This window comes from Pelagirhabdus alkalitolerans (genome assembly GCF_900096905.1).
GTDB classification, from domain to species: Bacteria; Bacillota; Bacilli; order Bacillales; family Amphibacillaceae; genus Pelagirhabdus; species Pelagirhabdus alkalitolerans.
This window is the reverse complement of the sequence record NZ_FMYI01000001.1, coordinates 248,727-263,126: the sequence shown is the minus strand read 5'-3', so window position 1 is coordinate 263,126 and position 14,400 is coordinate 248,727. Positions and strand designations below refer to the sequence as shown.

The 14,400-nt window shown below is 38.0% G+C and carries 15 protein-coding genes; 14 read left to right on the top strand and 1 reads right to left on the bottom strand.

What is annotated here, in order from left to right; all coding sequences use genetic code 11:
- The first annotated feature begins 2 nt into the window (after positions 1-2).
- From BLR62_RS01185 to BLR62_RS01165, 5 genes are all read left to right on the top strand, one after another.
- Positions 3-749, top strand: a complete 747-nt coding sequence (locus BLR62_RS01185) for a sugar phosphate isomerase/epimerase family protein (RefSeq protein ID WP_090792071.1) — start codon at positions 3-5, stop codon at positions 747-749.
- A complete protein-coding gene (locus tag BLR62_RS01180) occupies positions 742-1,767 on the top strand; it encodes a Gfo/Idh/MocA family protein (RefSeq protein WP_090792068.1) in 1,026 nt (341 codons plus the stop codon). The genes BLR62_RS01185 and BLR62_RS01180 overlap by 8 nt, the downstream gene beginning before the upstream one ends.
- A gap of 36 nt (positions 1,768-1,803) precedes the next feature.
- The gene (locus BLR62_RS01175) at positions 1,804-2,772 is read left to right on the top strand and encodes a sugar phosphate isomerase/epimerase family protein (RefSeq protein WP_090792065.1); all 969 of its coding nucleotides are present in this window, start codon (positions 1,804-1,806) and stop codon (positions 2,770-2,772) included.
- Positions 2,773-3,117: 345 nt separating this feature from the next.
- Entirely contained in the window at positions 3,118-3,330 is a 213-nt protein-coding gene (locus BLR62_RS01170; protein WP_090792062.1) for a helix-turn-helix transcriptional regulator, read from the top strand.
- Positions 3,311-3,808, top strand: a complete 498-nt coding sequence (locus BLR62_RS01165; protein ID WP_090792059.1) for a DUF3278 domain-containing protein — start codon at positions 3,311-3,313, stop codon at positions 3,806-3,808. The genes BLR62_RS01170 and BLR62_RS01165 overlap by 20 nt, the downstream gene beginning before the upstream one ends.
- A 53-nt stretch (positions 3,809-3,861) precedes the next feature.
- Here BLR62_RS01165 and gdhA read toward each other — a convergent pair whose 3' ends face one another.
- The gene (gdhA, locus tag BLR62_RS01160) at positions 3,862-5,217 is read right to left on the bottom strand and encodes an NADP-specific glutamate dehydrogenase (protein ID WP_090792057.1); all 1,356 of its coding nucleotides are present in this window, start codon (positions 5,215-5,217) and stop codon (positions 3,862-3,864) included.
- A 376-nt stretch (positions 5,218-5,593) separates the two neighbouring features.
- Here gdhA and BLR62_RS01155 point away from each other — a divergent pair, with 376 nt between their 5' ends.
- From BLR62_RS01155 to treP, 9 genes are all read left to right on the top strand, one after another.
- Positions 5,594-6,766 (top strand): TraB/GumN family protein, encoded by a 1,173-nt coding sequence (locus BLR62_RS01155; protein ID WP_090792054.1) that lies wholly within the window; start codon positions 5,594-5,596, stop codon positions 6,764-6,766.
- 210 nt (positions 6,767-6,976) lie between these two features.
- Positions 6,977-7,972 carry an arsenic resistance protein gene (locus BLR62_RS01150; protein WP_090792051.1) on the top strand — a complete coding sequence of 332 codons (996 nt, stop codon included), beginning with the start codon at positions 6,977-6,979 and terminating at the stop codon, positions 7,970-7,972.
- Between the two features lie 28 nt (positions 7,973-8,000).
- Complete coding sequence (locus BLR62_RS01145; RefSeq protein WP_090792048.1) at positions 8,001-8,438, top strand: OsmC family protein; 438 nt, start codon at positions 8,001-8,003, stop codon at positions 8,436-8,438.
- A 140-nt stretch (positions 8,439-8,578) separates the two neighbouring features.
- Entirely contained in the window at positions 8,579-10,012 is a 1,434-nt protein-coding gene (locus BLR62_RS01140) for a cryptochrome/photolyase family protein (protein WP_090792045.1), read from the top strand.
- 2 nt (positions 10,013-10,014) lie between these two features.
- Positions 10,015-10,746, top strand: a complete 732-nt coding sequence (locus BLR62_RS01135) for a TspO/MBR family protein (protein ID WP_090792042.1) — start codon at positions 10,015-10,017, stop codon at positions 10,744-10,746.
- Positions 10,747-10,819: 73 nt separating this feature from the next.
- The gene (locus tag BLR62_RS01130) at positions 10,820-11,554 is read left to right on the top strand and encodes a CPBP family intramembrane glutamic endopeptidase (protein WP_090792040.1); all 735 of its coding nucleotides are present in this window, start codon (positions 10,820-10,822) and stop codon (positions 11,552-11,554) included.
- Positions 11,555-11,679: 125 nt separating this feature from the next.
- Positions 11,680-12,285 (top strand): YpjP family protein, encoded by a 606-nt coding sequence (locus BLR62_RS01125; protein ID WP_090792037.1) that lies wholly within the window; start codon positions 11,680-11,682, stop codon positions 12,283-12,285.
- A gap of 122 nt (positions 12,286-12,407) precedes the next feature.
- Positions 12,408-12,761 carry a hypothetical protein gene (locus BLR62_RS01120; protein WP_090792035.1) on the top strand — a complete coding sequence of 118 codons (354 nt, stop codon included), beginning with the start codon at positions 12,408-12,410 and terminating at the stop codon, positions 12,759-12,761.
- Positions 12,762-12,888: 127 nt separating this feature from the next.
- Positions 12,889-14,328: a PTS system trehalose-specific EIIBC component gene (gene treP / locus BLR62_RS01115; RefSeq protein ID WP_090792032.1), complete on the top strand. Its 1,440-nt coding sequence runs from the start codon at positions 12,889-12,891 to the stop codon at positions 14,326-14,328.
- The last annotated feature ends 72 nt before the right edge of the window (positions 14,329-14,400 follow it).

Here is a 14,400-nt window from a genome sequence, read left to right as displayed (position 1 = left end):
GGATGATACCAGTAGCTATCCAACTCTTCACTTTACGTGAGGCATGCGAAACAGACATGGCAACAACATTAAAAAAAGTAAAAGAAATCGGGTATCAAGGTGTCGAACTTGCGGGGTATGGTGATTTAACCGTTGAGGAAGTTAAAAAAACACTTGATCAATTAGATTTGTTTGTGGCGGGGAATCATGTACCGCTACACGACTTGACGAATCGTTTAAATGAAGTCATCAAGGAGCAGAAAATACTGGGTAATACGCGAGTGGTTTGTCCGTATATTTTGCCAGAAAACCGTAATTATGATTTCTATCAAGACTTACCTTCCATTTTACAATCGATTCAACGTGAGCTAGCTCAACATGGCATGGTGCTTGTGTATCATCATCATGATTTTGAACTTGAAGAATATCGTGATAACGAAAGTGTCCTTTCTTATCTACTTAAAAACGTGAATGGACTCAAACTTGAACTGGATGTGTATTGGATCCAAAAGGCAAAAGAAAAACCTGTTGATTGGATTAGTCGTTATAAAGATCAGTTGGTGCTCCTCCACTTAAAAGATATGTCATCAGATGAGCGCGAAACCTTTGCCCCTCTTGGGACAGGACGGACAGATTTAAAATCGATTTTAACGACCGCACAACCAGATGTGTGGATTGTCGAACAAGATCAAACAGATGGTGATCCATTTGAAGCGATCAAAACAAGCTACCAGTATTTAAAAAATGAAGGAGTTGTTGATCATGAGTAAACTTAAAGCAGCGATTATTGGGTGTGGAAGTATTAGCAAGCACCGTCATCTTCCGGAATACGCCGGAAACAGTGAAGTCGAAATTGTGGCACTTTGTGATCGCGTCATGTCGCGTGCTGAGGCGATGCAGGGCGTTTATGGTGGACGCGTCTATACAGATTATGAAGAGCTCCTTTCGAATGAAGCGGTTGATCTAGTCAGTGTTTGTCTGCCAAATTATTTACATGCACCGGTATCCATCGCAGCACTAAACAGTGGGGCGCATGTGTTATGTGAAAAACCAATGGCTACAACAACCGAAGAAGCAGAAGCAATGATCGAAGCGGCTGAAAAGAATGGCAAACAGTTAATGATTGCCCATAATCAACGTTTTGTCCGTTCTCATCAACAAGCGAAAGAGCTGATTGAACAAGGCGCGATCGGAAAAGTGTATAGCTTCAAGACGATATTTGGTCATGGTGGTCCTGAAGGTTGGAGTGTAGATGGTAAAGATTCATGGTTCTTTAAAAAGGATGAAGCGGTTTTAGGAGCGATGGGGGATTTAGGCGTTCATAAAGCTGATTTGCTCCGTTATGTTTTAGGTGAAGAATTTACGCATGTATCTGCCATGGTCGAAACAAATGCTAAAGAAGCCATTACGGTGGATGATAATGCAATTTGTTTATTAAAGACTGAATCGGGTGTTATTGGAACGTTAACCGCTAGCTGGGCATATCGAGCAAATGAAGATAACTCAACAATTATTTACGGTGAAAAAGGCGAGCTCCGTCTTGAAGATGACCCAACCTATAGTTTAATGGCCGCGTACACAGATGGAAGTCGAGTAAATTACGAACTCGGCAAGATTCAATCGAATGAGGAAGGGAAGCAAACTTCAACAGGTGTGATTGATCATTTTGTTGAAGCGGTTAGAACGAACACGAAACCATTGATTGATGGAGAAGAAGGAAAAAAATCGCTTAACATGATTCTTGCAGCGATCGAATCGAGTGAAAAAGGCCATACCATTCAATTATAAGTTGCAATAAAAATAACAATTAAAGGAGCAATAAGTATGAAACTAGGTGTGTTTACGGTATTATTTGCGGATAAAAATCTCGAAGACATGTTAGACCATGTGAAAAATGCAGGACTCGACGCAGTTGAAATTGGGACAGGTGGATATCCTGGTGATGATCATTTAAAACTGGATGCTCTACTTGAAAATGAAACGGAAAGAAAAGCATTTATGGAGAAGGTAACATCAAGAGGCTTGACGATCAGTGCGTTAAGTTGTCATGGAAATCCAGTCTCACCCAATGATTTATTTAGACAAGACTCACATGAGACGTTAGTCAAAACAATCAAATTAGCGAATTTACTAAATGTCCCAGTTGTTAATACGTTTTCAGGAACGCCTGGTGATTCAGAAGATGGCAAGTATCCAAATTGGCCCGTCACGCCTTGGCCAGAAGAGTATAGTCAAGTATTGAACTGGCAGTGGGAAGAGAAGCTTGTCCCGTATTGGAAAGAGATTAACAAGCTAGCAGAAGAACATAACGTAAAAATTGGTTTGGAATTACATGCAGGCTTCTTAGTGCACACACCACACACGATGTTAAAGTTGCGTGAACAAACTGGTGAAGCAATCGGCGCTAATTTGGATCCAAGTCATTTGTGGTGGCAAGGCATTGACCCGGTAGCTGCTATTAAAATTTTAGGTAAGGCTAACGCGATTCACCATTTCCATGCGAAAGATACGTATATCGACCAAGACCATGTGAATATGTATGGGTTAACGGATATGCAGCCCTATAGTGAAGTTCAATCACGTGCGTGGACGTTTCGCTCTGTCGGGTATGGTCATTCGGTGAAAGTATGGAGTGACATTATGAGTGCGCTTCGTACGTATGGTTATGATCATGTCGTTAGTATCGAACATGAAGATCCGATTATGTCGATTGAAGAAGGGTTTATGCGTGCGGTAGAGAACTTAAAATCTGTGATGATTTACGACCAACCCGCTGATATGTGGTGGGCATAATTGTAGGTTTTAAAACGTTCGATTCCTAAACGAATTATATAATTTAATGACAAAGAAAAGCAGCGATAACCTAAACAATAGGTGATGGCTGCTTTTTTAAATGAGGATAATTAACGTAATGACGACAATAATTAATAAAAAACTGCGTAAATCAATAATAGGAATTTGTTTCACTGAAGCCACCCCTTTCATGAATAAGAATATTATAACACATAATTCCGATAAATATAATGTGTTTAATTGCAAATATCGAAAAATATTAAAAATGTCATATATAGTTGACAAAAATCAAAAATGTCATATATAATGTACTTAAAGATGAAAGCCGATGAAAGGTGGAGGGATTTGAATAAAATAAAAGTGTACAGAAAATATAGAGGGTTGACTCAAATTGAACTAGCTAAACAAGTAGGAGTCGCTCGACAGACGATCAATTTGATTGAAAATAATAAATACAATCCATCTTTATCTTTATGTATTGCATTAGCAAAAGCATTAGAAAGTGATTTAAATACATTATTTTGGGAGGAGATCGACAATGAAGGACAAAATACTTAATCGTTTTATTGGAGCAGTAGACGAGAGGGATGAGTACCAAACACAAGAAATTCATAAAGAATTAGCCGCAACAGGTGTTTTATTGTGGTATTTAACGATGATTTTAATGGTCACAAGTTTAATTGTAGATACGGTGCAAAATACATTATCGTGGATCACACCGGCGCTTCTCTTGATTAATATGGCTTACGCGCTTACAGTTACCGTTCGTGTTAGGAAAAAGCACTTGGATGAAACGGATTGTGTAACGAAAGCAGAGTATGAAGAGAAAAAGAGACAAATGAAAAAACAATCTATATTAGCGGGTATTCAATGGGGATTTTTCATGCTTGTCTTTATGGAGTATATTCTTCCTTATTTATCAGCAGGAGATCCTAATTTAAATGCCTTTAGTATAATGACTTGGTTATTTGGTGGTATTGTGTTTGGGGCTGTGATGTATAAAATGTCAAAATCAAGTTTGCAAAAACATTTCTAAATAAAAAACAAGCAGCGACCTAATATCGCTGCTTGTTTTTGTATGAGTATTTATTAAATGACGCCTTGGTCAACCATTGCATTCGCTACTTTTAAGAAACCAGCAATGTTTGCGCCAACCACAAGGTTCCCTGGCTTGCCATAATCTTCAGCTGCTTTGACACTGTTGTTATAGATATCTTTCATAATCTCTTGAAGTTTCGCATCGACTTCTTCAAACTTCCATGCGATTCTTGAGCTATTTTGAGCCATTTCAAGCGCTGATACAGCTACACCGCCAGCATTAGCTGCTTTAGCAGGCCCGAATAAGACATCGTTTGTTTGGAAGACGTTAATGGCATCAAGTGTAGATGGCATATTCGCCCCTTCTGCAACAGCTTTAACACCATTTTTCACAAGTGTTTGAGCAGATTCTGCATTTAATTCGTTTTGTGTTGCACAAGGCAGAGCAATATCGCAAGGAATCGTCCAAATGTTTTCAAACCCTTCATGATATTCTGCATTTGGATGTTCTTCAGTATAGGCTTTGATTCGTTTACGCTCGACTTCTTTTAGGCGTTTAACGGTATCGAGGTTAATGCCTTCTTTATCGTAAATGTATCCATTGGAGTCACTACATGCAACAACTGTTGCGCCAAGTTCAGTTGCTTTTTCGATTGCGTATGTTGATACGTTACCTGAACCTGATACGACAACTGTTTTGCCGTTTAGGTCATCTTGTTTTCCTTTAAGCATTTCTTGAACAAAGTAAACCGTTCCGTATCCAGTCGCTTCAGTACGTGCAAGACTTCCACCGAAATCAGGTTTTTTACCTGTTAACACACCAGCTTCATATCCGCCACGCATTTTTTTGTATTGACCAAATAGGTAACCAATTTCACGTGCGCCAACACCGATATCACCGGCTGGTACATCCGTATCAGGACCGATGTGTTTTGAAAGCTCACTCATGAAGCTTTGACAGAATCTCATAATTTCATTGTCTGACTTCCCTTTTGGTTCAAAGTCAGATCCACCTTTACCGCCACCAATTGGTTGGCCTGTTAGTGAGTTTTTGAAGATTTGTTCAAATCCTAAGAATTTAACAATACTTGCATTAACCGATGGGTGGAAACGTAATCCGCCTTTATATGGACCAATCGCGCTATTAAATTGAACGCGGAAACCACGATTTACATGAACCTTACCTGAGTCATCAACCCAAGGTACTCTAAATGAAATAATACGCTCAGGTTCAATCATACGTTCTAGGATCGCATGATCAATATAACTTGGTTCCTTTTCAAATACCGGTACTAATGAATCTAATATTTCTTTAACGGCTTGCTGGAACTCTTCCTCGTTTGGGTTACGCTCCTTTACAATTTCGTACACATCATTCACATAATTTAGTGCTTTTTCGTTAGACATGCAATTTTGCTCCTTTCGAATGTATCGATTTTTAAATTGTCAAACAATTTTGAACTTAAAGCCTTAACGTTTAGTCTAGTGTATAATGATAACGATAACAATATAAAACAACGATTAAAACAATCGCATATTGTGATCATTCCCTTTTTTTCTAGTTTGAAATCGTAAAAATACGATATAAATTGAAGCTTTTTAGGATTGAAACGATAAAATAATCAAGTCGAGTGATTGAATCAATCAATGTGTAAGATAACGGATATTTGTCACACGACAAGTTTGCGAGCCTATGAGATCAAGACTTCATTAAATCGATATTCAATAAATGAAAAGTACGTTATACTAGGGAGCAGATTATCGGTGAAAGAGGGTTGCTTGCATGGATCAAAACGAACAACATATTACACGAATTGAACAAGATGGGAAAACATATGTCTTAATCGGAACTGCCCATGTTTCTAAATATAGTGCTGAAGAAGTGAAAGAGGTAATAAAAGAAGAACAGCCGGATGCTGTTTGTGTTGAATTAGATGAAGGGCGTTACCAATCAATTGTAGACGGCAACAAGTGGAAGAACATGGACATTTTTAAAGTGATTAAAGAGAAGAAAACAACGTTATTGCTTATGAATTTAGCCATTTCTTCTTTTCAAAAACGAATCGCTAAGCAGTTTGATATTAAGCCGGGTCAAGAAATGATTCAAGGTATCGAATCGGCTGAAGAAGTCGGTGCAGAGCTTGTCTTAGCTGATCGTAATATCCAAACAACATTCGCGCGAGTGTGGGGATCCATTGGTTTTAAAGGGAAGATGACCTTACTGACACAAGTGTTGGCCGGTATTTTTTCTAATGAAGACATTACAGAAGAAGAGTTAGAAAAGATGAAAAGCCAAGATTCGATTGATGCGATTTTAAGTGAATTCACAGAAGCCTTTCCACGTTTAAAAGGTCCATTGATTGATGAACGTGATCAATATTTGGCTGAAAAAATTAAACGAGCACCAGGAACACATATTGTCGCTGTTTTAGGTGCGGCGCACGTGCCTGGTATAAAAGAAGAGTTGAAAAAAGAACATGATTTAGATCAGCTAACAACGAAGCCTAAAAAATCTAAATGGCCCAAACGTATAGGGTGGAGCATTCCTGTTGCGATTGTGCTACTTGTACTTGCTACGTTTATGATGAATCCGGATGCAGGGTATGAGCAAATGACACGCTGGCTGCTTTGGAACGGTACGTTTTCAGCAATTGGTGTAGCCATCGCTTTAGGTCATCCGTTATCGATCTTAACTGCACTCGTGATGGCGCCGATCACGTCACTAAATCCTTTAATGGCAGCGGGTTGGTTTTCAGGGATTGTCCAAGCTTATGTGAGAACGCCTCAAGTATCTGATTTTGAGCAACTGAGTGAAGATGTTTATACCGTTAAGGGTTTTTGGAAGAATAAAGTGACACGTATTTTACTCATTGTGATGCTAGCCAACATTGGTAGTACATTGGGAACGGTTATCGCAGGTACAGATATTATTCGTTTGTTTATTAGTAATTTATAGTGGGAACATCAAAAGTAGTGGTAGTAAATAAAACCGCTACTTTTTTTAATGATAAAAGAAATAAAAAGGTAAGTTATCATTGTGTTATAAACGCTCTATATCAACGTTTATAGCTTTTAAAAATTTTTCTGAGCAAAAGGGTTTGACAAATCCTTAGATACCCCTTATAGTATATTTATACCCTTTGGGGTAAATGAGGAGGTTAAAGAAATGAATCGGTTATACGTTTTTCCGCAACGCTACCTAATGTTAAGTGTTCCGCTTACACTTGTTTTGGCTTTTATAATAGGTGCAGTTGCTGATACAACAGTTTTACAACCTACAGTATTGTTCGCAACGATTATAATGATTTATGTTACGATGATCGGATTTAACTACAAGGAACTGACATCGCTTAAGGGATCCAAAGTGCTATTATATTCTTTACTTATTAACTTTTTGATTGTACCGCTCATTGCTTATGGATTAGGAATGACTCTATTAAGTGATCACCCTAACATGTTTGCAGGTCTTGCCCTTTCGGCTCTTTTACCGACAAGTGGGATGACAATATCATGGACAGCAATCCACAAAGGAAATGTCCCAGCTGCTGTTAAGTTAACTGTGTTTGGTTTAGTGCTTGGTTCAGTATTAACGCCATGGTACTTACTTGTTATGGTCGGTCAATTAGTTGAAGTAGATATATTAGGCACATTTAGAACCATTATAATGGTTGTGTTTATTCCGATGTTATTAGGACATGTCACGTTTAAGTTTTTAATGAAAAAGTTCACGATGCAAGAGTTCAAAACGCGTGTTAAACCTGCATTAGCGCCGATTAGTATTTGGGCGATGCTCTACATTGTGTTTGTAAGTGTGAGTGCACGAGCAGATATGATCGTGAACAACTTGGAACTGATCCTCATTGCGACACTTGTATTAATTCTTTTCTACTTTATCAATTTCGCTGTAAGTACACTATTTGCTGTGAAGTTTTTAGATAGAGGGGATGGCATTGCTCTTGTTAATGGGACTGTTTTAAGAAATTTATCAATTGCGATTGGTTTAGCTGTAGCGTCATTTGGTGCTGAGGCAGCATTGATTGTCACTATCGCATTTGTTGTGCAGCAACAAGGTATTACGATTTATGGGAAACTAGCGCTTAAGAATTGGTTTGCTCAAAAAGAGTCAAGCCAACTTAAAAATACAAAGCCCCAAAAGGCTTAAAATAACTAAAAAAAGGATGGTATTAATTATGCAAAAAATGAAATTTAACGTAAAAGCAGAAAACGAAGGTTTAGCAATCACAGCTAAAACAGGCAAGCACGAAGTTGTATTAGATGAAGGTTCACAAATGGGAGGAAAAGATTCAGGCCCTAACCCAATGCAAAACACACTTGCTTCTTTATCATCATGTGAAAACGTAACAGCTCACATTGCAGCAAAAGAAATGAAGTTTGATTTACAAGGCCTTTCATTCGATATCTCAGGATCATTTGATCCACGCGGTTTCATGGGTGACCCAAATGTACGCCCATACTTTGAAGAAGTAACGGTTAATGTTAAAGTGACAACATCTGAATCAGATGAGCGTATTAAAGAATTACAAGAAAAAGTAGAATCACGTTGCCCAGTTTATACAATGTTTAAAGCTGCGGGCGTTGAAATGAACGACACTTGGACAAAAGCATAATACAATCTATTAAAAAGGCATCTACTCATGTAGGTGTCTTTTTTTGGCTCTTAAGCACATGCGCTCGTTTTTGGTGTGAATGATGTTTTTATTTGTAAGATAGAGGGAAGTAAATAGGTGTTAGCGAAAGGAGAGTTTGGATGAAACGAATTATCGTTTGGTATAGAAGAGACTTGCGTACATTAGATCACCCTGCCTTAGCGAATGCCGCTAAAGATGGTGCGGTGCTACCGGTTTATATACATAACAAGTTAGATACGTCATCATCAGCCAAAGATTGGTGGATCTATCACAGTTTATCGGATCTACAAACACAATTAGCTGAGCTTGAGTTACCTCTACTTGTTAAAACAGGTGATGCCTATTCGATATTACTTGAACTGATCGAAACATATAAAATTGATGCTGTTTACGTCAATCAAGACTATTTAACAGAGCCAGAGCATATAGATGAAGCATCGATTGTTGATCGATTAAAAGAAAGTCAAGTAGATGTGCATACATTTGTTGGTGATGTGTTGACAGAACCAGGTACAGTGACGACGAAGCAAGGCGATATTTATAAAGTTTTCACGCCATTTTATAAAAAGCTTAAACAAATTCAGTGGCATCAGCCGATAAAAAAACCGACTTCTGCTCAAGCTCTAGTGGAGATGGATTCAATCGATTCAACAAATCAAATAGAATCTTTACGACCAGGAGAATGGTCGGCTAAACTATCGGATTATTGGAAGCCTGGTGAGACAGAAGCGCTCAATTTAGTAGAGGCGTTTATTGGAGGAAAGATAGCGTATTATAGTAGTGGTCAGGATTTCCCCAATCAGGATGCAACATCAACACTATCTCCTTACTTAGCATCTGGTAATGTGACGCCCCGGGTGATTGCTTCTGAGTTATTAGAGAAGTTGGATCTAGAGCCCAACCATGAGGACGTGACGGATTCTGCTTGGCAATTTTTAAGACAAGTCATTTGGCGTGACTTTGCTTATCATCAACTTGAGGCGTTTCCTGAAGCGACATTTATGCCATTAAATGAAGAATATGATGAATTCGAGTGGCTAAATGACGAGGAGCAGTTCGAGAAATGGAAAAAAGGAAAGACGGGTTATCCAATCGTTGATGCAGGCATGCGCCAATTGTGGGAAACAGGCTGGATGCATAATCGTGTCCGAATGATTGTCGGTTCTTTTCTAGTGAAGCATTTACGGATTGATTGGCGATGGGGGCAAGAGTGGTTCCGTTATACACTGGTTGATCATGACCTTGCCAATAATACATTAGGTTGGCAATGGGTATTTGGCTCAGGCTTTGATGCATCGCCTTATTTCCGTATATTTAATCCAACAAAGCAAGCGAAGGACTATGACCCAGAAGGACTGTATATTAAACGATGGGTAAAAGAGCTTCAAGATGTCCCAACTGAGTATCTCTTTGAACCGCATCGTTATAAGGCTGAGATAAATGATCGAGTCAATATAGAAATAGGGAATGACTACCCTTTACCAATTGTTGATCATAAGATCGCGAGGGAAGAGGCGTTAGACGCTTATGGAAAAGTGAAAGGTGGAGAATGAAGATGCAAAAATTTTGGATTAACCTTGGCACGTTATTAGCGGTTATTGTTGTGAATGCATTAGCCAATATTTTACCGATTAACGGACTGCAAACAGGTGAAATTTCTGATTTACAAAATGTTCTGTTTACCCCAGCAGGTTATGTATTTAGCATTTGGAGCTTAATCTATATTTTATTAATCGTTTGGGTTTTGAGGCAGTGGCCGGAGCATAGGCGCGATTTAGGGATCTATGTCCACACGCATACACTTTTTTGGCTAAGCAATATTTTAAATATCGCTTGGATTTTACTGTGGCACTATCAACTGTTTTTAGGTTCAGTTATTGTTATGATTGCGTTACTACTAACATTAATCACACTTTATAAAATAATTCAAAAACGTGCACTTTCTAAGCTGGATTTATGGCCGTTTTCAGTCTATTTAGGCTGGATTAGTGTGGCGACGATTGCCAATATTGCATATTACCTAACGTATATTGGTTGGGGTGGATTCGGTATTAGTGATGTTGTATGGACTATACTACTGCTTATTGTAGCCCTGTTACTTGCGACATGGTTTAGGTATACTCAAAACGACCTTGTTTATCCGCTTGTCTTTATTTGGGCAATTATTGGAATAGCTGTCAGAAATCAAGCAGAGGCACCTATTGTGGCATCCGCTGCTTATGTTGTTGTCGGCGTACTGGTCGTGATGATGTTTATCGCTCGAAAACATAAGGAAGTTGAACGATAAGACTTAGGCATTTGCCTAGGTCTTTTTCATAAATAAAAAAGTTGTACAGTTATTCACAAATCTATGTTAAAATATGACAACAAAGAAAGGAGATGGTGATATGGAAAAAGATTATGGTTTAATACGAGGTGACAGGCTTGGTTGGGGGATTTCGATTGGATTTATCGCAACGTATTTAGGTCTATCGATTGCAATCATGATGGTTGTGATGCTTGTTGGTTTATTCGTGTTTGGCCCTGACCAAGTCGATTTAATTTTTCAAATGCAATACACGTCATATATTGATGCTGTTTCTTTTTTACTTGCCTATTTAATTTTTAAAGGTGTTCGTGATGCACTAAAGGATCAATATAGTCTTGAGCCTATGAAGCAATTATCTACATACGGTTATATAGTAGGAAGTGTCGGTTTAATTTATTTGTCTCAATTTATCATCATTGATTTACTCACTTTAGAGGAAGCCGGCAGTCAAGTTGATTTGTTTGGTTTAGGCGATATTAATCTAACGACAGTCAATGTTCTATTGATCTCAGGTGTTTTCATCATTATTGCCCCGTTATTAGAAGAAGTGTTATTTAGAGGGTTTATTTTCGGGTTTTTAGCAGAGAAATTAGGTTTAACAGTCGGGTTTATTGCTTCATCAGTTATATTTGGATTATTACACCCAGGTCATATCTTATCAGCTACAATCATGGGCTTTATTATCACAGGTGTGTATTATAAAACAAGAACGCTTTGGGCGCCCATTTTATTACATTTAATTTGGAATAGTATTGCAACCTATAGTTTGCTTTCACTTGTTTTTTGAAAAATGTGAAAAAAAGATGTAAACATGTCATTTTCGTTACAATTTAAAGGGATTTAACTATTTTTATAAAAGCTATGATATGATGTTTATAATTCGATAATCAACGAAAGGGGTGGACACAAAAAATGGAAGTTTGGATTAAGAAATTATTTGTTGCGATTGTAGCGATTATGACATTAGGTCTCTATGTGCCACCACTTGATGTAGATGCGAATGTTGAAAGTGACTATAAAGAGATTGAACCAGAAAATAAAAATGAAACCGTACATACACAGACGATTGATCGTGATGCTGAATTAGAAAGTGATCAATCGAGACCACAAGTTGCATTAGATCCTGTAGAAGAGTTATCATATCAAGCGGCAGCGAGAATTACTGAGAAGATGGGTCCTAGAATGATGGCCCAGGTAGATGATGTGATTTATGATGAGGTCATCCCAAATGTTGAAACCGTTATCAATGAACTTGTCGACGATTACGACCCGAATCAGTTGTTTAATTTAGAATTGATTGAACAACCTTCACCAGGATACGGAGAGAAAATATTCGATTTATATGACCAAGAACAAGAATCGATTATTGCCAAGTTCCATATAAGGAGAGAGAATAAACCTCAAAGTGGGTATTGGTTTAATTTCCACTATCACCTAACAGATGATCAATTTGAAAGACATTACTCAATTGGTGATGTTTATTGGGGGAAAAATACCCCACCGAAATGGATGAGCTAAACAAGTGCACGTGATTAAATAAATCGCATGCACTTGTTTTTTGTTGCATTAAGGAAGGTTTGAATTCGTTAAGTTAGGGAAAAATGATTGATATAGAAATTAAAAGAGGAGGAATGTTAAAGATGAAAAATGTACAAGTGTTTGTTAAAGATGAAAATGAAGCAGAAGATTTAAAGACGAAGTTGGCTAAATATAATACAGAAGACATTCGTGTGGAGAAGCTGGTTGATGATGACTTAATTGATTTCGTTGTACCGTTTGTACCATCTGGAACAGCAGGTGTCGACAATGCTTTTACAGGTACTGGGACTTCTCACGCTGTAGCGTTTACTGAACTTTCAGAGGAAGAGAAAAAAGCGGCGAGAGACAAAGATACCATCTTAGCATTTAAGGTCGCAGAGAAAGATCTAAAAGAGGTTGTAGCAGAGATTCAAGAAGCTGGTGGCTACCTCGACCGAAACTTTTTCGATTCTTAATAAAAAAATGATAATTACCTATTGACTAACTTGTATATACAGGATAAAATGAAAACGTAATCATTAACTTGTATATACAAGTTTCCTATGTCATTATTCTTTTATTATGAGAAGGGAGTTCGAAAAAATGGGTCAATATGAAAAGTCGGCAAAAGAGCTTTTGGAGCACGTAGGTGGAAGCGATAACATTTCTGTTGTCACACATTGTGCCACGCGCATGCGTTTTGTCTTAAATGACGATAAAAAAGCGGATAAAGACAAAATCGAAAACATGGACATCGTCAAAGGAACTTTTACAAATGCAGGTCAGTTTCAAATTATTATAGGTAATGAAGTTGCTAAGTTTTATAACGAATTTACTGAAATAGCAGGTGTGGGGGATGCTTCAAAGTCAGAAGCAAAACAAGCCGCTAAGCAAAACTTAACGTTTTTACAACGTTTAATTTCAAATCTTGCTGAAATTTTCACGCCGATTATTCCAGCATTAGTTGTCGGTGGTTTAATTTTAGGTTTCCGTAATATTATTGGTGACATTCCAGAATTCGGTCCTAACAATGATCAAGCACTTATAGAATTATCTCAATTTTGGCAAGGGACATTTGATTTCCTCTGGTTAATAGGTGAAGCGATATTCCACTTCTTGCCAGTCGGTATTGTCTGGTCGATCACACGTAAAATGGGTACAACTCAAATACTTGGGATTGTACTTGGTTTAACATTAGTGTCACCACAGTTACTGAATGCTTATGGTGTAGCAGAAGCGACTGAGATTCCTGCGTGGGACTTTGGTTTTGCGACAGTTGATATGATTGGTTATCAAGCACAAGTTATTCCAGCTATTATGGCAGGTTTTGTTCTTGCTTATTTAGAAATTTGGTTACGAAAAGTCATTCCGAATGTTGTCTCAATGATTTTTGTTCCATTCTTTGCTCTTTTACCAGCTGTCTTGATTGCACACGTTGTACTCGGACCAATTGGTTGGGTCATTGGTGATTGGATTTCTGATGTTGTCTTTACAGGTTTAACATCATCATTTGGTTGGTTGTTTGCATCGTTATTTGGATTTGCATATGCCCCACTTGTTATTACAGGCTTGCACCATATGACAAATGCAATCGATCTACAGTTAATGAGTTTATTTGATGGAACAAACTTATGGCCAATGATTGCTCTTTCAAATATAGCGCAAGGTTCAGCGGTAGTCGGTATGATTATCTTGAATAAACGTGATAAAGAAGAACAACAAGTATCTGTACCGGCAGCTATTTCTTGTTACTTAGGTGTAACAGAGCCAGCGATGTTTGGTATTAACTTGAAATACGGCTTTCCTTTCTTAGCAGGTATGATTGGTTCATCGATCGCAGCCGTTATTTCAGTCGGTTCGGGCGTTATGGCTAACTCAATTGGTGTAGGTGGCCTCCCTGGCTTCTTGTCCATTCAAGCTCAACACTGGCTTATGTTCTTTGTAGCAATGGCAGTTGCAATTGCTGTACCTATTGCATTAACATTGACGTTAGCAAAAACAAAAATGGGTCACAATGCATACGAACGTCTAGGTAAAAAATAAGCTTTTTAAAGCAACCATTTATCCATTGTGATAAATGGTTGCTCTTGTCTTTTTTAAAATTGATTGAAAGGA